This window comes from Streptomyces sp. NPDC056222, from assembly GCF_042264065.1.
GTDB lineage: Bacteria > Actinomycetota > Actinomycetes > Streptomycetales > Streptomycetaceae > Streptomyces.
In genome coordinates this window covers 1-21169 of the sequence record NZ_JBHJTL010000054.1, presented here as the reverse complement: position 1 = coordinate 21169, position 21169 = coordinate 1, and the positions used below count along the sequence as shown (strand labels likewise).

16 protein-coding genes are annotated in these 21169 nt (G+C 71.2%); 7 read left to right on the top strand and 9 right to left on the bottom strand.

The window, feature by feature from the left end; all coding sequences use genetic code 11:
- Window positions 1–56: 56 nt before the first annotated feature.
- Both ACFC0D_RS23870 and pta read right to left on the bottom strand, forming a co-directional pair.
- On the bottom strand, window positions 57–1301 hold the full coding sequence (locus ACFC0D_RS23870) for an acetate kinase (protein ID WP_376439374.1): 1245 nt from the start codon (window positions 1299–1301) through the stop codon (window positions 57–59).
- Window positions 1298–3385: a phosphate acetyltransferase gene (pta, locus tag ACFC0D_RS23865; RefSeq protein WP_376439372.1), complete on the bottom strand. Its 2088-nt coding sequence runs from the start codon at window positions 3383–3385 to the stop codon at window positions 1298–1300. The genes ACFC0D_RS23870 and pta overlap by 4 nt, the downstream gene beginning before the upstream one ends.
- A 260-nt stretch (window positions 3386–3645) precedes the next feature.
- On the opposite strand from pta, the gene ACFC0D_RS23860 reads away from it, so the two are divergent.
- The gene (locus ACFC0D_RS23860; RefSeq protein ID WP_376439369.1) at window positions 3646–4671 is read left to right on the top strand and encodes an ATP-dependent 6-phosphofructokinase; all 1026 of its coding nucleotides are present in this window, start codon (window positions 3646–3648) and stop codon (window positions 4669–4671) included.
- A gap of 307 nt (window positions 4672–4978) precedes the next feature.
- Window positions 4979–5962, top strand: a complete 984-nt coding sequence (locus tag ACFC0D_RS23855) for a helix-turn-helix domain-containing protein (RefSeq protein ID WP_376439367.1) — start codon at window positions 4979–4981, stop codon at window positions 5960–5962.
- A gap of 90 nt (window positions 5963–6052) precedes the next feature.
- Here the strand turns inward: ACFC0D_RS23855 and ACFC0D_RS23850 are convergent, their stop codons facing one another.
- Both ACFC0D_RS23850 and ACFC0D_RS23845 read right to left on the bottom strand, forming a co-directional pair.
- The gene (locus ACFC0D_RS23850) at window positions 6053–6790 is read right to left on the bottom strand and encodes a tyrosine-protein phosphatase (protein ID WP_376439364.1); all 738 of its coding nucleotides are present in this window, start codon (window positions 6788–6790) and stop codon (window positions 6053–6055) included.
- Window positions 6791–6799: 9 nt separating this feature from the next.
- The gene (locus ACFC0D_RS23845; protein ID WP_376439456.1) at window positions 6800–7408 is read right to left on the bottom strand and encodes a helix-turn-helix domain-containing protein; all 609 of its coding nucleotides are present in this window, start codon (window positions 7406–7408) and stop codon (window positions 6800–6802) included.
- A gap of 281 nt (window positions 7409–7689) precedes the next feature.
- Between ACFC0D_RS23845 and ACFC0D_RS23840 the strand changes: the two genes are divergently transcribed.
- Together ACFC0D_RS23840 and ACFC0D_RS23835 are read left to right on the top strand one after the other, a co-directional pair.
- Window positions 7690–8064, top strand: a complete 375-nt coding sequence (locus ACFC0D_RS23840; RefSeq protein ID WP_376439362.1) for a CU044_2847 family protein — start codon at window positions 7690–7692, stop codon at window positions 8062–8064.
- A gap of 19 nt (window positions 8065–8083) precedes the next feature.
- Entirely contained in the window at window positions 8084–12550 is a 4467-nt protein-coding gene (locus tag ACFC0D_RS23835; RefSeq protein ID WP_376439359.1) for a trypsin-like peptidase domain-containing protein, read from the top strand.
- Window positions 12551–12576: 26 nt separating this feature from the next.
- Here the strand turns inward: ACFC0D_RS23835 and ACFC0D_RS23830 are convergent, their stop codons facing one another.
- Window positions 12577–13263 (bottom strand): response regulator, encoded by a 687-nt coding sequence (locus tag ACFC0D_RS23830; RefSeq protein ID WP_376439356.1) that lies wholly within the window; start codon window positions 13261–13263, stop codon window positions 12577–12579.
- Entirely contained in the window at window positions 13260–15104 is a 1845-nt protein-coding gene (locus ACFC0D_RS23825; RefSeq protein WP_376439353.1) for an ATP-binding protein, read from the bottom strand. Before ACFC0D_RS23825 ends, ACFC0D_RS23830 begins: the two co-directional genes overlap by 4 nt.
- 195 nt (window positions 15105–15299) lie before the next feature.
- Here ACFC0D_RS23825 and ACFC0D_RS23820 point away from each other — a divergent pair, with 195 nt between their 5' ends.
- Window positions 15300–16664, top strand: coding sequence for a cation:dicarboxylate symporter family transporter (locus ACFC0D_RS23820; protein WP_376439350.1), 1365 nt, complete (start codon window positions 15300–15302; stop codon window positions 16662–16664).
- A 141-nt stretch (window positions 16665–16805) separates the two neighbouring features.
- Here ACFC0D_RS23820 and ACFC0D_RS23815 read toward each other — a convergent pair whose 3' ends face one another.
- The 3 genes from ACFC0D_RS23815 to ACFC0D_RS23805 form a co-directional block, all read right to left on the bottom strand.
- Complete coding sequence (locus ACFC0D_RS23815) at window positions 16806–18284, bottom strand: glycoside hydrolase family 16 protein (protein ID WP_376439347.1); 1479 nt, start codon at window positions 18282–18284, stop codon at window positions 16806–16808.
- A gap of 89 nt (window positions 18285–18373) precedes the next feature.
- Window positions 18374–19273, bottom strand: a complete 900-nt coding sequence (locus ACFC0D_RS23810; RefSeq protein ID WP_376439344.1) for an aldo/keto reductase — start codon at window positions 19271–19273, stop codon at window positions 18374–18376.
- Window positions 19273–20202 (bottom strand): NAD-dependent epimerase/dehydratase family protein, encoded by a 930-nt coding sequence (locus tag ACFC0D_RS23805; protein WP_376439340.1) that lies wholly within the window; start codon window positions 20200–20202, stop codon window positions 19273–19275. Before ACFC0D_RS23805 ends, ACFC0D_RS23810 begins: the two co-directional genes overlap by 1 nt.
- 44 nt (window positions 20203–20246) lie before the next feature.
- Between ACFC0D_RS23805 and ACFC0D_RS23800 the strand changes: the two genes are divergently transcribed.
- Together ACFC0D_RS23800 and ACFC0D_RS23795 are read left to right on the top strand one after the other, a co-directional pair.
- A complete protein-coding gene (locus tag ACFC0D_RS23800; protein ID WP_376439337.1) occupies window positions 20247–20786 on the top strand; it encodes an Lrp/AsnC family transcriptional regulator in 540 nt (179 codons plus the stop codon).
- 79 nt (window positions 20787–20865) lie between these two features.
- A partial coding sequence (locus tag ACFC0D_RS23795; RefSeq protein ID WP_376439334.1) for a nitroreductase/quinone reductase family protein occupies window positions 20866–21169 on the top strand: 304 nt, incomplete at its 3' end.

Here is a 21169-nt window from a genome sequence, read left to right as displayed (position 1 = left end):
TTGTTTCACTGCGGAATATTCCGTCTGGTGGAAAGTACAAATGGGCGCGGGGGCGCTCAGGCGTTCACTCCTCCGAGCGCTTCTCCGCGCACCAGAGCGAAGGCCTGACGGGCGATCTCCAGCTCCTCGTCCGTCGGCACCACCGCCACCGCCACCCGCGCGTACTCCGGCGAGACGATCCGTGCCTCGTCGGACCGTACGGCGTTCAGGTCGGCGTCCACCGTCAGGCCCAGCTCCTCCAGACCGGCGATCGCAGCTTCCCGCACCGGAGCCGCGTTCTCACCCACACCCGCCGTGAACGTCACCGCGTCCACCCTCCCGAGTACCGCGTAATACGCCCCGATGTACTTCTTCAGCCGGTGGATGTAGATGTCGAAGGCGAGGGCGGCCCGCTCGTCGCCCTCGTCGATCCGGCGACGGATCTCCCGCATGTCGTTGTCGCCGCAGAGCCCGACCAGACCCGACTTCTTGTTGAGCAGGACGTCGATCTCGTTCTCGTCCATCCCCGCGACCCGCTTGAGATGGAACGTCACCGCCGGGTCGATGTCGCCCGAACGGGTCCCCATGACCAGACCCTCCAGCGGCGTGAGCCCCATCGAGGTGTCCACGCACCGCCCGCCCCGGACGGCCGAGGCGGAGGCCCCGTTGCCCAGGTGCAGCACGATCACGTTCACCTCCTCCGGCGCCTTGCCGAGCAGCTTCGCCGTCTCGCGCGACACATAGGCGTGCGAGGTGCCGTGGAAGCCGTACCGCCGGATCCGGTGCGCGTCCGCCGTCTCCACGTCGATCGCGTACCGGGCCGCCGACTCCGGCATCGTCGTGTGGAACGCGGTGTCGAAGACCGCGACCTGCGGAAGGTCGGGACGCAGCGCCATCGCCGTACGGATGCCGGTGAGGTTCGCCGGGTTGTGCAGCGGCGCGACCGGGACGAGCCGCTCGATCTCCGCGAGCACCTCGTCGTCGATCACGGTCGGGGCGGTGAACCTCAGCCCGCCGTGCACCACCCGATGCCCGATCGCGGCGAGTTCGGGGGAGTCCAGGCCGAGCCCGTCCGCCGCCAGTTCCTCGGACACCGCCTTCAGGGCGGCGGCGTGATCGGCGATCGGACCGTTCTTCTCGCGCTTGACCCCGCCTCCGCCCTGGAGCGGGGTGTGGACCAGGCGCGAGGTCTCCTCGCCGATCCGCTCCACCAGACCGACCGCGAGCCGGGAGTGCTCCTTCATGTCGAGGAGCTGGTACTTCACCGACGAGGAGCCGGAGTTGAGGACGAGAACGCGCGTCGCGGTGTCGGTGCCGGTCATGCGGGGAGCTCCTGAGCCTGGGACTGGATCGCCGTGATGGCGACCGTGTTGACGATGTCGCTGACGAGCGCGCCACGAGAGAGGTCGTTCACCGGCTTGCGCAGGCCCTGCAGCACCGGGCCCACGGCCACGGCGCCGGCCGAACGCTGCACGGCCTTGTAGGTGTTGTTGCCGGTGTTGAGGTCCGGGAAGATCAGCACGGTCGCCTGCCCCGCCACCTCCGAACCCGGCAGCTTCGTCGCGGCGACGGACGGCTCGACCGCCGCGTCGTACTGGATGGGCCCCTCGATCCGCAGCTCCGGATGGGACTCCCGCACCAGCTTCGTCGCCTCACGGACCTTGTCGACGTCCGCGCCCGAGCCCGAGGTGCCGGTGGAGTACGACAGCATCGCGATCCGCGGCTCGACACCGAAACGGGCCGCGGTGGCCGCCGACTGGACGGCGATGTCCGCGAGCTGCTCGGCGTTCGGGTCGGGGTTGACCGCGCAGTCGCCGTACACCAGCACCTTGTCGGCCAGGCACATGAAGAAGACCGACGAGACGATCGACGCGTCCGGCTTCGTCTTGATGATCTCGAAGGCCGGGCGGATCGTCGCGGCCGTGGAGTGCACCGAACCGGAGACCATACCGTCGGCCAGGCCCTCCTGCACCATCAGGGTCCCGAAGTAGTTCACGTCCGAGACGACGTCGTACGCCAGCTCCACCGTCACGCCCTTGTGGGCCCGCAGCTCCGCGTACTTCTCCGCGAACGAGTCGCGCAGCTCGGAGGTCTGAGGGTCGATCAGCTGGGTCGAAGGAGAGGACAGGTCGATGCCGAGGTCGGCGGCCTTCTTCCGGATGGTCTCGACGTCACCGAGCAGCGTCAGGTCGCAGACGTCGCGGCGCAGCAGGACATCGGCCGCGCGCAGCACGCGCTCCTCGGTGCCCTCGGGCAGGACGACGCGACGGCGGTCGGCGCGGGCCTGCTCCAGAAGGTCGTGCTCGAACATCATCGGGGTGACCCGGCCGGTGCGCGCCACCGAGATCCGCTTCAGCAGATCGGCGGTGTCCACGTGCCGCTCGAAGAGCCCGAGAGCCGTCTCGGCCTTGCGGGGCGTGGCGGCGTTCAACTTCCCCTCGACGGAGAACAGTTCGGTCGCCGTGGTGAAGCTGTTGCCGGGGACCGAAAGCACCGGGGTGCCGGGCGCGAGGCGGTGGGCCAGGGTCAGGATCTCTTCACTGGGCCGCTCGTTCAGGGTGAGCAGCACACCGGCGATGGGCGGGGTGCCGGCGGAGTGGGCCGCGAGCGCGCCCACCACCAGATCGGCGCGGTCCCCGGGGGTGACCACCATGCAGCCCGGGGTCAGCGCGTTGAGGAAGTTCGGCAGCATCGCACCGCCGAAGACGAAGTCCAGGGCGTTGCGGGCCAGGCCCGAGTCGTCGCCGAGCACCACCGACGCGCCGAGCGTGTGGGCGATCTGGGCGACGGTGGGGGCGGCCAGGGAGGCGTCGTCCGGCAGCACGTAACAGGGCACGGGCAGGCGGGCCTTGAGCCGCTCGGCGATGCCCTCGCGGTCCTCGCCCGCCACCCGGTTGACGACCATCGCGAGGACGTCGCAGCCGAGCCCGTCGTACGCCCGGAAGGCGTTGCGCGCCTCGGCCCGTACGGACTCGGCGGTCTGGCCCTTGCCGCCGACGACGGGTATCACCGAGGCGCCGAACTCGTTGGCGAGGCGCGCGTTGAGCGCCAGCTCGTCGGGGAGCTGGGTGGCCGAGTAGTCCGTACCCAGGACGAGTACGACCTCGTAGTCGCGGGCCACCGTGTGGAAGCGGTCGACGAGCCGGGAGACCAGCTCGTCGGTACCCTTCTCGGCCTGGAGTGCGGAGGCCTCGTGGTAGTCCATGCCGTATACGGTCGACGCGTCCTGGGAGAGCCGGTACCGGGCCCGCAGAAGATCGAAAAGACGGTCGGGGCCGTCGTGCACCAGGGGCCGGAACACCCCCACCCGGTCCACCTGGCGGGTCAGGAGTTCCATGACTCCCAGCTCGACGACCTGCCGGCCGTCCCCGCGGTCGATCCCGGTCACGTACACGCTGCGCGTCACGCCGTGGTCTCCTGTCCAGTCCTGTCCGCCCGGTCTCGTCAACCGAGTGTGTTCAAAAAACCCCGCAAGGGTGGCAATGCCCTCTTGACAATACCTCTGGGGGTGGGTAGGACGCCCGCCGGGCGAAGGGCCTGGAACGGTGGGACGAAAGGCCCCCGGGGGCCGGGCCGCGGAGTAGCAGGGAGCGCGGGGGTACTGCCGGGCGTGGGAGAATCGACAGAGCTCACAAATGCCACTCACCGAGCAGGAGACACAGCACGATGCGCATCGGAGTTCTCACCGCAGGCGGCGACTGTCCCGGCCTGAACGCAGTGATCCGGTCGGTCGTGCACCGGGCCCTGACCGGCCACGGCGACGAAGTCATCGGCTTCGAGGACGGGTTCAAGGGTCTCCTCGACGGGCATTACCGGCCTCTCGACCTCAACGCGGTGAGCGGCATCCTCGCCCGCGGCGGCACCATCCTCGGCTCCGCCCGCCTGGAGCGCAACCGGCTGGCCGAAGCCGCCGAGTCCGCCCAGGAGTTGGCGAAGCTGCACGGCATCGACGTGCTCATCCCGATCGGCGGCGAGGGCACGCTGACCGCGGCCCGAATGCTCGCCGACGCCGGGATGCCCGTGGTGGGCGTCCCGAAGACGATCGACAACGACATCTCCTCCACCGACCGCACCTTCGGCTTCGACACCGCCGTGGGCGTCGCCACGGAGGCCATAGACCGTCTCAAGACCACCGCCGAGTCCCACCAGCGCGTGATGGTCGTCGAGGTGATGGGCCGGCACGCCGGCTGGATCGCGCTGGAGTCCGGCATGGCCGGCGGCGCGCACGGCATCTGCTTGCCCGAACGCCCCTTCCAGGTCGACGACCTCGTCAAGATGGTCGAGGAGCGCTTCGCACGCGGCAAGAAGTTCGCCGTCATCTGCGTCGCCGAGGGCGCCCACCCGGCGGAGGGCTCCATGGAGTACAAGAAGGGCGCGATCGACCAGTACGGCCACGAGCGCTTCCAGGGCATCGGCAACCGGCTCGCGGTCGAGCTGGAGCGGCGCCTCGGCAAGGAGGCGCGGCCGGTCATCCTCGGTCACGTCCAGCGCGGCGGCACGCCGACCGCGTACGACCGGGTGCTCGCGACCCGCTTCGGCTGGCACGCGGTGGAGGCCGCGCACCGCGGCGAGTTCGGGAAGATGACGGCGCTGCGCGGCACGAACGTCGAGATGGTGCCGCTGGCCGAGGCTGTGACGCAGCTGAAGACCGTCCCGGAGAGCCGGATGTCCGAGGCCGAGTCGGTCTTCTGACCTGACCGGCGGGGGACCTCGGTCCCGAGATTGTCCCGAAGTCCGGCGTACACGCCATCCCGACGCCGTTCCGATGTCCGGGCGCCGTCCCGACACCCACCGGGACGCCCTTTCGACGTCGGAAGCGCCCCGATCGCCCCCCGTGGACGATCGGGGCCCTTCGCGTTCCCCCGTGGTTCCCCCGTGACGATTCCGGCCCGGGCCGGAATTGCCGATTTCCACTCTTGAGTCGAACGGCTCGATCAACAAGGCTTGGGCCTGTCCCGGACATGTCCCAACCCCGTCCGGGGGAGGTGGGGGAGCGCGTATGACCGAGGGGTACGCCGGTGGGCGCAGCGCGCCCGACCCGCGAGAGGCCACCGATGCCGCCTCCTTCATCGCACAGCTCCAAGCGCTCAAGGACTGGTCCGGACTGACCTACCGCGAGCTCTCGACCCGCGCCTCCGCACTCGGCGACGTCCTGCCCCGCTCGACCGTGGCCAACATGCTGGCTCGCTCGACCGTCCCCCGCGAGGAGCTCCTGACCACCTTCGTCCGCGCCTGCGGAGTGGGCCCGGGAGCGTTGGAGAGCTGGCAGACGGTCCGCAAGGAGCTGGCGGCACGGGGTGTGTACGAGCCCTCCGGGAGCGACGTCCCCGCTACGGACGACGAGACCTCCACCGCCCCGTGGCCCACCGCGCCCGAGCCCCCGCAGCCCGGCCCCCGGTCACGCGTGTCCCGAACACTTGTCACGGTCGTCGCCGTCACCGGACTCGTCCTCGCCGGGGTCAGCGTGGTCGTCGCGCTGGTCACGGACGGCGACGGCGGCGGGACGGTGACGGGCACCCCGACCGCGCCCGCCGCCGGGGACGTACAGATACGGGTGATCGGCTCGGACCTCTGCCTGAACGAGCGGCGGGGCGGCCGCAGCGGCCAGATCCACCAGCGGAAGTGCGCGGGCGCCGACGTCCCCCGCTACTCCCTCATGGATCTCGGGGCCGGCGCCTGGCGGATCGTCTCCGACCACCCGGACTACGGCCCCGGCTGCTCCGGCATCCCCACCGGCGGCCGCATCGCCGACGCCGCGTTCGAGGACTCGGAGTGCGGCGACCCGACTCGTGTCGAAAGGTTTCGCCTGGAGCCCTTCGGCAGCCCCGTCTCGGGATACCGCATCGTCCCCGTGGACTCGGCGACGGCCGACACCTGCGTGACCGTGACGGGCGACCGCACGGCGGAGTGGGCGAAGCTCGCCCAGGCACCCTGCCGCCCGGACGCCCAGGGCCAGCTCTTCAGCTTCGACCGGAGGACCTAGGCGGGCTTCGACCGCCGGACCCAGGCGGGCTTCCCCCGGTGGACCAAGGAGGCTTCCGCGGATCGGGGGCCGAGCCGAACTCCGTACGGCCTAGGCGCCCGCGGGCTGCACCAGGCGCTTGCGGAGGGTCTCCACCACGGTCGGATCCAGGCCCACGTGCCCGGTGACGTACGCGTACACCGATCCGTACTCCGCGCGCAGGTCCGCGAGGAAGAGCCGCATGATCTCCGCGGGCGCCCTGCCGTATCCCGGCCAGCGCAGTTCCCGCCCCGGATGGGCGGCGCGCCAGTCGGCGATCAGCCGTTCGGTGGCCAGTTCGGTCAGCGCGAAGTCGGCGAGGATCTGCTCGTCGGAGACGTCGAGGAGGGAGAGGACCACGGCGGCGAGCAGGCCCGTACGGTCCTTCCCCGAGGCGCAGTGGAAGACGAGCGGCCCCTCCGCGGACGCGATCACCTCCAGGGCCTCGCGCAGCTCCACCGCGCCGTCGGCCGCGACCTCGGCGAACCGGTCTGCGAGGTAGCGCCACGGGTCGAGGTCCGGATCGATCTCCGCCTGGTCGTAGGGGCGGTGCTCGATGCTCAGGTTGTGCCAGGTGATGCCGTCCGTTTCCGGCATACGGCCCTTGGCGGCGATCTCCCACGGGTAGCGCAGGTCGATCACCGCGGCCACGCCGAGCTCCTGGAAGCGGTCCAGATCGGAGTCGCGCAGCTTGGCGAGGGAGTCGGAGCGGTAGAGGACGTCCCAGCGGACGGTCCCGCCGTCGGCGGTCCGATAGCCGCCCAGGTCACGGAAGTTGTGGAGGTTCTCGAACGATATGTGTCGTCTCACGACGACACCCTACGACTCGACCAACTCCCAGAAGCGGTCGACGATTCCGTCGAGGTACGCGCGGCCCGAGTCCCCGCTGTCGCCCGAGGCGCCCCAGCTGCTCGTCGCCGCCATCTTCGCGTGGTAGTCGGTGTGCAGTCGCTGGAGCGCGAACTCCAGAGTCCGCTTCTGTATCGGCAGCAGCTTCACGACCGGGCGCACGTACGCCTGCCAGCGAGTCGTGGCCGCGTCCCGCAGCAGCTGGGCCAGGTCGTCGTTCCTGCCCGTCACGGTGAGCAGGTCGCGCGGCCCGAGACCGAGGGTCTGGGCGAGGGCGGCGGTCTGGCGTTCGTTGCCCCGCCAGCGGCCCGACTCCTCCATCCGCAGATAGCCGGGGGCGTCGAGGCCCACCCGGCGCGCCAGGTCGTCCGGGGCGAAGCCCCGGGCCATCCGGTGCTCGCGCAGGGTGGTGGCTGCCGCGATCAGCTCGCCGGGGGCACACCAGAGGACGCCCGCGAGAGCCGTGAGCTCCTGGGCGGTCGGGGCGAGCCGGCCGCGTTCCCAGGCGATGACGGTGTCGGGGGTGACCGCGAGGCCGTACTGCGCGCGAAGACCGTAGGCGACATGGCCCGGCGCCATGCCGAGGCCTTCGCGCAATCGGCGCGCGGCGAGGGCGTTGAAGGGAGGTGAGGGAGGGGAGGGTTGCACCCTGACACGGTAGATGCGGAACGTGACAAATGGCTACGGTGCGTTCACCCAAGGCCAGAAGTCGTAGAAACGTCGGAACCGGTCGGTAACAATCCGTATTGATCTCCGTCGCGTTCGGTGACCGGTGGGGGATGTCCGATGACCGGTCACGCTCGGCGGAGCGCCGGAACGCATCCCGCTATGATCTCCAACTCCCAAATGATGGAGGAGACATGAGCGACCGCCCCGTCCATACGGTGGAAGTGCCTCTGGGTGACGGCAGTGACGAGTTCGTGCGGGTCCAGATCCGGGAGGTGGACGACTCGCTCGTCCGCGTGGGCCGAGGTGGACGCACCATAGCGCGGGCCGAGAGGTCGCTCGGCCAGATGCTGGACACCGTACGCCCCGTGGCGGAGAGCTTCGTGGGGCGGTTCCAGGGGATGGCGCAGGCGCCGGACGAGATCACCCTGGAGTTCGGGGTCTCCCTGTCGGCCGAGGCGGACGTGGTGATCGCCAGCACGGCGACAGCGGCCAATTTCTCCGTGAGCTTGACCTGGAACAGGCGTGACGCGAGGGACGCAGAGGGAGACAATTCCCGCCAGGGCTGAGCCGGGCTCGGAGGGTGTGGTGACGGGGGTCGGGGAGCAGGGCGCCGAGCAGGCGGAGTCGACGCTGGTCTCGGCCGTCGTACGGATCAAGGGAGCCGACGGCGCGATCGGTGGCGCGGGCTTCCTCGTCGCGCCCGACCTCGTCCTCACCTGCGCCCATGTGGTCTCGGACGCGCTGGGCCGGCCCCGCGCGGACGCGGTGGACACCGGCACCGAGGTCACGGTCGACCTGCCACTCGCCGAGCACCCGTACGGCGGCGACGCCGAGCACCCCCACGGCGACGGAGGCGAGCACCCGTACGGCGGCGCCCGCTCCGAGCACACCGACGGCGACGGAGGCGAGCACCCGTACGGCGGCGCCCGCTCCGAGCACACCGACGGCGACGGAGGCGAGTTCGCGCACGGCGCCGACGGTCGTGACGAGATCGCCCATGTCCAGCGCTGGGTGCCGATCAGGCCCGATCAGACCGGGGACATAGCCGTTCTCCGGCTTCGGAAGCGGATCCCCGGAGCCCGTCCGCTCCCCATGGCCGACCCGCGGCAGGGCGTGTGGGACCACGAGACGCGCACCGTCGGCTTCACCGACGAACACCCCGACGGCATCTGGCAGAGCGGCCGATTCCGCGGTCCCACCCGGCAGGGCTGGATCCAGCTCTCGCGGACCGACGGCGAGGCCGTGCACGTCAAGGGAGGCTTCAGCGGCAGCCCCGTCTGGGACGACACACTGGGAGCCGCCGTCGGGATGATGGTGGCCGCACAGCCGGTGCGCGAGGCCCAGCAGGCGTTCGTCCTGCGCGTGAGAACCCTGCTGAGGGAAGTACCCGAACTCGCCCCGTTCGTGACCCCGGCCACGCCCTTCCGGGGTCTCGCCCCCTTCCAGGAGGGTGACGCGGACGTCTTCTTCGGACGCGACGACGACATCGAGCGCGTGGTCACCGCCCTGCGGGGCGATCAGCCCACGGTCACGCTGTACGGACCGTCGGGCTGCGGCAAGTCCTCGCTCGCCCTGGCCGGTGTCGTACCGAGGATGAGGCAGGACGGACACCGGATCGTCCGGCTGAACGCCGTACGTTTCCACTCCCTCCGCGCCGCGCTCGCCACCGAACTGTTCGAGACCGCACGGTCCGAGGGGCAGCCCGGACCGCCGCGCGCGCGGAGCGCCGACCAAGTGGAGCGATGGCTCGACGAGTTGGGCCTCGCGGACACCGTCCAGCGTGCCCTGGGCCCGTCGACCGGCCGACTCCTCGTCGTACTGGACCAGGCCGAGGCGCTCCTGGACCGCTCCGAGGCCGAGGCCGAGGAGGTCGCCCGGCTGCTCTTCCCCGAGCGGCAGCAGGACGGCGTACGGGTCCTGGTCACCCTGCGCGCCGACTTCATGGACGCGGCCCTGAACCACGCGTGCCTCGGCCCCGCGCTGAAGCGGGGCGTCACGGTCCCCCTCACACCCATGTCCCGGTCCCAGCTCGCGGAAGTGATCAGTGAGCCGGTCAGGCGCGTGCCGGCCGTGGAGTACGACCCGGGCCTGGAGCGACGCGTCCTCGACGACGCGGGCGGCGAACCGGGAATCCTGCCCCTGCTGGGATTCGTCCTCGCCCAGCTGTGGGACCAGCAGGCCGGGGGACGGCTGCGGACCTCGACGTACGAAGCGAGCGGGGGCGTGTCCGGCGCGCTGCGCCGCCACGCCGAGCAGGCCTGGAGCGAGTGCGTCGAGAGAGGCGACGACGAGGGCGAGGCGCGGCGGCTGCTGACCGGCCTGGTCCGGGTCCTGCCGGGCAGCGAGGCCCCCCTGCGGCGCATGCTCACCCGGGAAGAGGCCGGGGAGGCACGGTGGCGGATCGCGACCTCGCTCGCCGCACGACGGCTGCTCGTTCTCCACGGGGACGAGGGGGAACCGCAGAGCGCCGAACTCGCCCACGAGGCACTGATCAGCGCCTGGCCGACGCTCGCACGCCAGGTGACGGCCGACGCGGAGTTCCTGGCCGGCCGGGCGGAACTCGCCCACGACCTCGACCGCTGGCGGAAGGCAGACGAGCCCGCCGACCTGCTGCCCGGTGCGCCGCAGCTCCATTCCCTGCGCGGCCGTCTGCACGGCCGGGAGGCGGAACTCGCCCCGGAGGAAATGGCGTTCCTCGACCTGGCGCAGCGGCGTCAACGCACCCGCCGGAACCGCTCACGGGCCGCGTGGATCGCGGCCGCGCTCGTGCTCGCGCTGATCGCCGCGCTGGGCACCTTCCTTGTCCAGCAGTCGCGGGTGAGTGCCGAACGCCAGGCGGAAGGGCGCTCGCGTGCGCTGGCCTCCCTCTCGGACGACCTGACGACGCGCGATCCGGGGCTCGCGGCCCTGGTCGCCATCGCGGCACACGACATCGAGCCCACCCAGGAGGCCGGTAACGCGCTGCTGCGCCGGTACGACCAGTTCCACGCCGCCTCCTGGGTCCTGACCGGCACCGAGTCCCCGATTCAGGACGTGGCGACCAGCACGGACGGCGCCGTGACCCTCGCGACGACCGAGATCGGTGGGGCGGCGAGTGGGAAGGGCGGAGCGGTGCTGTTCGTCCGCCGGGCCGGGGGCGGGATCCACCGCGAACCCCTGCGCCTGGCCCAGCAGGTCCGCCACTCACTGGTCAGCAGGGACGGCCGGAGGATCGCGTACCTGTCGGCGCAGGACGGCGGCACCCTCGTCTGGCACGATGTGAACCGCGACGCCGAGAACGTGCTGGGTCCTGCCCACACGATCCGGCACAGCGACTTCGGCGATGTCGGGCCGGTGGGGATCTACCAGAGCGTCGGCCTCGCGGACTTCTCCCCGGACGCCGGCGAGGTGGTCCTGGCGGTGAACGGGCGAGCCCGGATCTGGGATCTGGTGACGGAGAAGGGGCGAGGGCTCCCTGCGCGCGTCCCCGTGCTGGACAAGGTCTGGTTCGGCCCGGACGAGCGCACGCTCGTGATCCAGCGGCCCCACGACACCGAGACGGGCACGGACGGCTCGGTGATGGCCGTCGACACGGGCACCGGGAAGACACGGCCGCTGGCAAGCGGTGCCGGCATGCCGGAGCGGCCGCGCCTCGCACTGTCGGGCGACGGAGCGGTGCTGACCTCCTGCCGGCCGGGACAGGGCGAGGACGGCGCCGTCTACCGTGCCGTACGAGTGAGGGACGGACGCCTGCTCACCACGTACGAGTCGGACCCCGTTCACCAGCACTGTGGTCGAGGCATCGCCATGGACCGGACAGGAGAGCGCTTCGCGGTGGGGGTGTCCGGAGCCAAGTGGGCGCTCGTCGACACACGGCCGGGCAAGGGGGCGAAGGAGGCGGCCGGGCCGAGCGATGTCAACCTGGAAGACCTGTCCCTCGTCGGCGAAACCGAGGATCCGGTCCTGGTCACATGGGACGAGACCGCCGTGACCGGACGTCCGCTGAGTATGGACACCTTCGAGGCCGACAGCCCTCCGGTGCTGCTCGGCGACGGACGCACGGCGCTCGTACGGGCGGGCGCCGACGGTGACTCCCTGGCCGTCGTCCGGATGGGAGACCGTGGCGAGACGACCCCGCTCCAGCAGGTGAAGCGGCCGGCGCGGGACACATCGGCGGACTTCCGCCAGGGTCCCCCGGAGGTCAAGGTCAATCCCTCCCAGACGCTCGCGGCCGACCTCGTGGGCCCGAACACCATCCGGGTGTGGGAGATCCCGTCCCTGCGCCAGGTCACGGACATCACCACCGCCCGGCCCCCGGTCGACACGGCCGGGAAGGCGACGGACGACGTGGAACTCACCTTCCTCGACGACGGACGGCTGCTGACCGTCAGCGGAACCCGCCTCGAGCACTGGGACGCCCGAACCGGCAGGCGGCAGTCCGAGCCGATCGACGTCGGGACGCTGGGACTCACCGACAAGCGCCCGCCGCGGTTCACGGTGGACCGCTATCCGAAGCCCGACCACGCGCAGATCATGATCGAGGGGTCTTCGGTCATCCATGCCGTGGACCTGCGAACAGGCCAGGAGGACAAGGAACTTCAGCTCCGATTCCCTCCGGAGATCGTTCACGCCGTGCTCGACGCCAGCGGCCGCTACGCGGTCGTGAAGAACACGCGCGACATGGTGGAGCTGTGGTCGGTACGGCCCGGGCGGCCCATGGAGCGGGTGCTCGGCCCCCTCGGGCCGCTCCAGCCGTACGGGAACTACCGAATGGGGTTCCTGCCGGGTGGCTCGCGGTTCTTCCTGGCCAACGAGGACTCCGTACGCGTCCAGGACGCGGCCGAGCCCGGCGGCGGAGAGTCCTACGACTTCGAGGAGAACCAGGAGTTCCTCGCGGCCTCGCGGGACGGCAGGACCCTGCTACGGCTCACCGAGGACACCCAGGTCGACGTCCTCCGCCTGGACCCCGAGCTCTGGAAGGACCGGCTGTGCGAGGTCCTCGGCCGTGACATCTCCGAGGACGAACGCCAGGGTCTTCCCACGTGGCTGCCGCGGGGAACGTGCCCGGACTGAGGTGAGGGCCATCGAGGAGACCCGACTCAGCGGCCGATCGTCGTGATCCACCGGTACTGGAGCTCCGGACGGCCGATCTGCCCGTACTGCGGGGCCCGCGCGGCCCGCCCGTCCGTGACCAGATGCTCCAGATAGCGGCGCGCGGTGATCCGGGAGATCCCCACGGCCGCCCCGGCCTCGGCGGCGGTCAGCCCGTCCGGCGTGTCCCGGAGGGTACGGGTGACGGCCTCCAGGGTGGGGGCGCTCAGCCCCTTGGGCAGCGAGGCGGGCTGCGGGGTGCGCAGGGTCGCCAGGGCACGGTCCACCTCGTCCTGCCCGGACGCCTCCCCGGCGGTGGCGCGGAACTCGGCGTACCGGGTGAGCCGGTCCCGCAGGGTCGCGAAGGTGAACGGCTTCAGGACGTACTGGACGACGCCGAGCGACACCCCTTCGCGCACGATCGCGAGATCGCGGGCGGAGGTGACGGCGATGACGTCGGCGGAGTGCCCGCCGGCGCGCAGCGAGCGCAGCAGCTGCAGCCCGTGGCCGTCGGGCAGGTACAGGTCGAGCAGGATCAGATCGACCGGCAGGCGGTCGAGGACGCGGACGGCGGCGGCCCGCGAGTGCGCGACGCCGACGACGACGAACCCGGGCACCCGCCCGGCGTAGAGCGCGTGCGCGTCGGCGGCGACGGGGTCGTCCTCGACGACCAGCACGCGGATGTCCTGACTCATGCGGGCACCTCCGCACTGGGGGATCCGGGCGCGGCCTCCGCCGCCGGCGGGGGTCCGGGCGTGCCGGGCCGGTCGGCGGGGCTCGCGTCTGGTGCGAGGCCTGGGGGTACGGGGGTCGGAGTCGCCCCCGTCTGTGCGGGCTTCGGGGTCGGCTCCGTCGGCTCGGGGGTCGCCTGTCCTGCCTGTGCCGGCTTCGAGGTCGCCTGTCCTGCCTGCACCGGCACCGGCACCTGCACCGGCCCCGGGGGCGCCCCCGCCTCGTCCGTCAGTGGCAGTCGTACGGTGAATTCCGCGCCGCCCTCCGGGGCCCGGGTCAGGACCACCGTGCCCGCGGCCCGCGTCGTCGCCTGGCGGACCAGGGCGAGGCCGAGGCCTCGGCCGGGGCCGCGGGTGGACCAACCGCGGTCGAAGACCGCGTCCGGGGTGCCCGCCTCGATCCCCGGGCCGGTGTCGGAGACCCGGAGCAGGAGCTCCCCGTCGTGGGTGCGGGCCGTGACCGTGACCCGCCCCTGCGGCGTACCGCTCGCCGCCTCGACCGCGTTGTCGATCAGGTTGCCGAGGATCGTGACCAGGTCCCGGGACGGAACAGCCGGTGGCAGCAGCCCGTCGTCGATGCGGCTGTCCTCGGTCAGGACCAGCTCCACCCCCGACTCGTTGGCCTGCGCCGCCTTGCCGAGCAGCAGCGCGGCCAGGACCGGCTCGCCGACCGCGTCGACCACCCGGTCGGTGAGCGCCTGCGCCAGCTCCAGTTCGGCCGTCGCGAAGCCGACGGCCTCGTCCACCCGTCCCAGTTCGATCAGCGAGACGACCGTGTGCAGGCGGTTCGCCGCCTCGTGGGCCTGCGAGCGGAGCGCCTGCGTGAACCCTCGCTCGGAGGTCAACTCGCCCGACAGTGCTTGGAGTTCCGTACGGTCCCGAAGCGTGACGACCGTACCCCGGCGCTCCCCGCCCACCACCGGGCGGGTGTTGACCACGAGCACCCGCTCGGCCGTCAGATGCAGCTCGTCCACCCGCGGCTCCGAGGCGAGCAACGCACTCGTGAGCGATACCGGCAGCCCCAGATCCGCCGCCGACCTGCCCACCACATCGGCGTCGAGACCGAGCAGCTCCCGCGCCCCGTCGTTGATGAGCGCGATCCGTCGCTGCCCGTCCAGCATCACGAGCCCCTCGGACACCGCGTGCAGCGCGGCCTCGTGGTAGTCGTGCATCCGGCTCAGTTCGGCCGCGTTCATGCCGTGCGTGTGCCGCCGCAGCCGGGCGTTGATGACGTACGTGCCGATACCGCCGAGCGCCAGCGCCGCCCCCGCCATTCCGAGCAGGGCCGTCACCTGCTCCCGTACCTGCTCGCTGATCTTCTCGATCGTGATGCCCGAGCTGACCAGGCCGACGACCCGGCCGTCGTCGAGGACCGGTGCGACCGCGCGGACCGAGCGGCCGAGCGTGCCCATGTGCGTCTCGGAGAAGGTCGTTCCCTCGAGGGCCGGCTCGATGTGGCCGAGGTACGTGCGGCCGATCTGGTCCGGCTCCGGATGCGTCCAGCGCGTGCCGTCCGGGGCCATGATCACCACGAAGGCGACCCCGGAGTGTCGCCGCAGCGACTCCGCGTACGGCTGGAGCCGCGCGCTCGGGTCCGTGGAGCGGGCCGCCTCCACCACCGAGGGGGACTCCGCGACGGCCGTCGCGAGCGCGGTGACCTGGCGGGTCGCGGTCTCCTCGGCCTGGGCGCGGTCCGTGATGTACGCGAAGACGGCGCACCCGGCCACGATCGCGGCCACGAGCACGACCTGCATCGCGAAGAGCTGGCCGGCGAGGCTGCGGGGTCGGGGGAACGGTATGCGCATGCCGGTAAGTGTGCCTGGCCGGATTTGCGGCGGGGAATCCCGTTCCCGAATCGTTCTCCGCCGGACGGTTCGGTCAGGAACGCTCTTGGTTCGGTCGTGAACGAAACGAACGTAAGGGTGACCCGGGTCACAGGCTGATGGATATTCGCTGGGATCCACCGGGACGTGGACACCCATCAGCACGAGGAGGACCCCGTGGCCGCACAACGGGACCGTACCCACTACCTGTATCTCGCAGTCATCGCCGCCGTCGTACTCGGCATCACGGTCGGGTTCGTGGCGCCGGGCGTCGCCGTTGAGCTCAAGCCTCTGGGCACCGGCTTCGTCAACCTGATCAAGATGATGATCTCGCCGATCATCTTCTGCACGATCGTCCTCGGCGTCGGCTCGGTCCGGAAGGCCGCGAAGGTCGGTGCCGTCGGCGGGCTCGCGCTCGGGTACTTCCTCGTGATGTCCACCGTGGCCCTCGCCATCGGCCTTCTCGTGGGCAACATCCTGGACCCCGGCTCCAGCCTCCACCTCACCAAGGAGGTCGCCGAGGCCGGCGCCAAGCAGGCCGACGGGGCGAGCGAGTCCACCGTGGACTTCCTCCTCGGGATCATCCCCAAGACCCTGGTCTCCGCCTTCACCGAGGGCGAGGTCCTCCAGACCCTCCTCGTCGCCCTCCTCGCGGGCTTCGCGCTCCAGGCGATGGGCAAGACCGGTGAGCCGGTCCTGCGCGGCATCGGGCACATCCAGCGGCTGGTCTTCCGCATCCTCGCCATGATCATGTGGGCGGCCCCGATCGGCGCCTTCGGCGCCATCGCGGCGGTCGTCGGCGCGACCGGCATCGACGCGCTGAAGTCGCTCGCGGTCATCATGATCGGCTTCTACGTGACCTGCGCGCTCTTCGTCTTCGTGGTGCTCGGCGCGCTGCTGCGGGTGGTCGCCGGGGTCAACATCCTCGCGCTGCTGAAGTACCTCGGCCGCGAGTTCCTGCTGATCCTCTCCACCTCGTCCTCCGAGTCGGCGCTGCCGCGGCTCATCGCCAAGATGGAGCACCTGGGTGTCAGCAAGCCCGTCGTCGGCATCACCGTGCCGACCGGCTACTCCTTCAACCTGGACGGCACGGCGATCTACCTGACCATGGCCTCGCTCTTCGTCGCCGAGGCGATGGGCAACCCGCTCTCGCTCGCCGAGCAGATCAGCCTGCTGGTCTTCATGATCATCGCCTCGAAGGGTGCGGCGGGCGTCACCGGCGCCGGTCTCGCGACCCTCGCCGGCGGCCTCCAGTCGCACCGGCCCGAGCTGGTCGACGGCGTCGGTCTGATCGTCGGCATCGACCGCTTCATGAGCGAGGCCCGCGCGCTGACGAACTTCGCCGGCAACGCGGTCGCGACCGTCCTCGTCGGCACCTGGACCAAGGAGATCGACAAGGCCCGGGTCTCCGAGGTCCTGGCCGGCCGGGTCCCGTTCGACGAGAAGACCCTGGTCGACGACCACGCCCCGGCTACCTCCATGCCCGACCAGCGGGCCGACGGCCCCGGGGAGGGAGTGGAGAAGGCCCGCGCGGGCGTCTGAAGCTTCCCGAGTCCCGGGCCTTGAGCCGGATCCGGGCCTCGGGGAAAGGGACGACCCCGGCCGCACGCGCGGCCGGGGTCGTGCTGCTTCGTGCGTCACGGGCGGGGTGGTCCCGCCCGTTCGCGTCTCAGGCCGTAGGGGTCACGAGAACGGAATCCTGACCACCGACTGGTTCCCGACGCCGACCGTGCTCGGCCCGTTCCCGATCGCGTTCCACACCTCGATCCGGACCCGCCCGTTCGCCAGGTCCCCGTGGCTGCCCGTGGCCGACCGCAGTCCCCTCGCCTGCGTGTAGTGCTCGTAGCCCGGTACGGGATCGGTCGCGAAGTACTGGTACGTCTCCACGCGCTCCCAGCTCCCGTCGCCCGTACGGTCGTAACTCACCCGTACCTGCTGTCCGTTGGCGACGACGGAACCGGCGTCCACGGACAGGTCGAACTGCGTCGAGCCGCCGTTGTACGTCCGCGTGATCGGGCCCGACGTGAAGACCTGCGCGTTGGCCGGGCTGCCGTCATGGTTGGCGCCGCCCGCCGAAGCCAGGGTGACGGCGGAGGCGGCCGACTCGGCGTCGCCCGCGGCCGAGCCGGTCCGCAGATACAGCTGCGAGGAGCCCGAGGGCGGGGGAGTCGTCGGCGGAGTGGTCGGTGGAGTGGTCGGCGGGGTCGTGCCGCCGCCCTTCGTCCACACCGCCACGTAGTCGACGAGCATCGGCCGCCCGGACACCGTCGCCGCCGTCGGCGTCTTCCCGGCCAGCGCGTCCGGGAAGGCCCCGCCCATCGCCACGTTGAGCAGGATGAAGTAGCCCGCGTGGCTGGTCATGTCGGCCCACGCCTGAGCGCCGACCCGGGTCTCGTTCACGCTGTGGAAGAGCTGGTCGTCCACGTACCAGCGCAGCTCGTTGGGGGAGGTCGAGCGGTCCCACTCGAAGCGGTACGTGTGGAAGGCCGACTGGCAGCTCGCGCCGGGGCAGGTGTGGCTGGCGCCGATGCCGGTGGTCTCCCCGCAGGGGCCGCCCGGGTTCACCCCGCAGTGCAGCACGCCCCAGACCGAGTTGAGGCCGTTGACGTTCTCCATGATGTCGAACTCGCCGATGGCCGGCCAGTTCCAGTAGTTGCCCCGGTAGGGCGCGCCGAGCGCCCAGAAGGCGGGCCAGTAGCCGAGGGCCGCGTCACCGGTCACGTTCGGCATCTGGACCCGGCCCTCGATGCGCAGGGTTCCGCCCGCGGGGGCCTTGAAGTCGGCGCGCTTGGTCTCGATGCGGGCCGAGGTCCAGTTGCCCGCGCCGTCCTTCAGCGGGGTGATCCGCAGGTTGCCGGTGCCGTCGAGGCGCAGGTTGTCGGGGCTCGAGGTGTAGTTCTGGATCTCTCCGGTGCCCCAGTTGGCCGGCCCGCCCGGGTAGCCGTGACCGGTGTCGATCTGCCAGTCGGCGGAGTTCGGCAGGGCACGGTCGGGGCCGTTGAAGTCGTCGCTCCACTGGAGCGACCAGCCGGGCGCGGGCGGCGGTACGGCGCCGCTGGCGGTGCCGGTGCCGCCCAGGCCGAGCAGGGCGCCCGTGGCGAGGGCGGCGGCGAGGAGTGAGGCGAGCAGAGGGGTGCGTCGGACGCGGCTCAAGGAGAACACCTCCGGTGGGGGATGAGCGCCTGAGAGCGCTCTCAGGAGGCTTTTGTAGTTGGAGACACCGGCCCCGTCAATGGGTCCGGTGTCTTCGGTTACTGAACATCCAGCTCGGCCAACTCGCCTGTACTGAGCACGAGTTCGGCGGCAGCCGCCGAGTCCCGTACGGTCTCCGGACGGCTCGCCCCCGGGATCGGGAGCACCGTCTCCGACCGTGCGAGCAGCCAGGCGAGCGCCACCCGCTGCGGACTCACCCCGCGCGCCCGCGCCACCCGGTGGAACCCCCCGAACTCGGGGTCCGCCTCCAGTGCCGACGCCCCGTCCAGCGAGCTCCGCGAGATCCCGCCCAGCGGACTCCACGGCATGAAGGCCAGACCGAGCTCCGCGCAGAGCCGCAGCTCCGCCTCGTCGGTCCGCACCGCGGGGGAGTACCGGTTCTGTACGGACACCAGCCGGTCGCCCAGGATCTCCCGCGCGAGCCGGATCTGCGCCACGTCCACATTGGAGATCCCGGCCAGCCGGATCGTGCCCGCGTCCACCAACTCCCGTATCGCGCCGAGCGATTCGGCGTACGGCACGGCCGGGTCCGGCTTGTGCAGCTGGTACAGCCCGATCGCCTCGACCCCGAGCCGGCGCGCGGACGCCTCGGCCGCCCGCCGCAGGTGGGCGGGCCTTCCGTCGACCGTCCAGCCACCGTCGGCCGTCCGCCCCCGCCCGCCCTTCGTGGCGACGAGTACGTCGTCAGTACCGGCCCCGCCCCGGCCGCGACCCCCGTACGCGGCCAGGGCCCGCGCCACCAGCAGCTCGCCCTCGCCCGGCTCGCCGCCCGGCGGGTGGTACGAATCCGCCGTGTCGAGCAGCGTCACACCCGCGTCGAGCGCCGCGTGGATGGTGGCGAGCGCGCGGGCCTCGTCGGGACGGCCCTCGATCGACAGCGGCATGGCACCGAGACCGATCGCGCCGACCCGTACGTCCCCGAGCATCCGGTACCGCATCAGCGCGCCCCCAGTGTCTCGGAGAGGGCCCGCGGCAGCCACTGCGCGGAATTCGAGAAGGAGAAACCGAGAGCCGTCGCGCGCGAGTTGTCCATTCCGTACGAGCGGACGAAGGAGAACGGTGACACCTCGCCGACCTCCACCTCATGGAGAACGGTCTCTCCGCCCAGCTGCCTCTCGATCTCGGCGCATATGTCGGCGGTGGTGAGCGGGCCATGGGAATGGGCGTTGACCGGTCCGGTGAATTCGGCCTCCACCGCCCAGGCCAGAAATTCCGCGATCTCCTCGACGTATACATACGTGGCCGGGTGGTTCACCGCGGGAACGGAGATCGGCTCACCCGCCCGGATGCGCCGCGCGTAATGCTCGACCCGCCCGGTGAAGTCGTCCGCGCCGCCCAGCACATGGGCGACCCGCACCGCCGTGTACGGGAACGGCGGCTCGGCCGCGAACACGGCCTCCGCCTGCCGCTTTCCCTCACCGTAGTGCGCGTCGAGGAACTCCCCGTCGTCCCAGGGAAGGTCGAGATCGACAGTGACCGTGCGCGGATCGACCGCCTCCTCCCGTACGGGCGCGGCCGAGTCCTCGTACTCGTACACCTCCACCGTCGACGTCATCACATAGCGCCCCGTGCGCGGCCCGAACACCCGCCGGGCAATGGCGGCCTGGCGCGGGGTGTAGCAGACCTGGTCGACGACGACATCGAAAGTCCGGTCGCCGAGCGCCGCTTCCAGAGCCGCTTCGTCGTTACGGTCGGCGAGCAGGTGGTCCACTCTGTCCGGAGTGTCATTCGGAGCGGTGTAGGGGGTGGCGTTCGGAACGAGGGATGAACCGCGGTTGAGAATCGTCACGGCGTGTCCGGATTCCAGGAGACGAGCCGTCAGTCGCTTTCCGAAATAGCGGTTCCCGCCGATGATCAGAATGTTCATGCGACAAGTGTTACGTTGTGCGCTCGCTGTCTGAAGGGGGAAACATGGGAGTGCCGGCCGCCGCACCGAAGGAACCACGGCATCTGCGCCCCGCCGCCGACGAAACCTCGGGAGGCGCCTTCGACCCCATCGACCGGCAGATCCTGGACCTCGTCCAGACCGACGGCCGCATCAAACTCAGCGAGCTCGGCCGGCGCGTCCGACTGAGCCCCGCGGCCGTCACCGAGCGGGTGCGCCGGCTGGAGGCCTGCGGGGCGATCACCGGATACGGAGCCCACGTCTCGCCGTCCCGGCTCGGCTACGGCATCCAGGCCTTCATCCGCGTCAATCCGCACGGCGGTTACACGCTCAAGCACCCGCGGACCCTGGAGCTCACCGCCCGGCCCGAGATCCGCGAGGTCCACCATGTGGTGGGCGAGGACTGCTGGATCCTCAAGGTCGCCGTCACCGACACCATCCATCTTGAAGAGATCCTGGAGCAGACCTCGGCGCTCGGCCGGACGACGACCTCTATCGTCCTGTCGTCCCCGGTGGAGCGCAAACCGCTCCTCCCTCCGGGCGCCGTCGGCGGAAACGGATCTTGACAACGCGCTTGTCGGTTCGTCGAGATGAAGGAACTTGCGTCGCGTGCCGGTCCGCGCTGGGAAGCGGAGGCGTGGAGGCATGGAGACGTGGAGGCAAGAGGACTGTAGGGACGGCTTGCCTCTCCACTCATGGGTGCTCCTTCTTCTCACCACGACGGGCGCCCGGTCCGGGAAGAAACACACGGCCCCGTTCGGATTCGCACGGGACGACGACCGTGATCGCGAGGGGGCTTGTGGGCTTCGGGTTTCTGAGGGGCTTGGTGTGAGCGGTTCTTGTGGGCTTCTGGCTCGGCCGCCCTCGTTCCGAGTGTGGCGACCGGAGGCGGTGCGTCAAGGGCGCTCCCTGCGGTCGCGTCGCTGCGCGATGGGCTTCGCCCACCCTT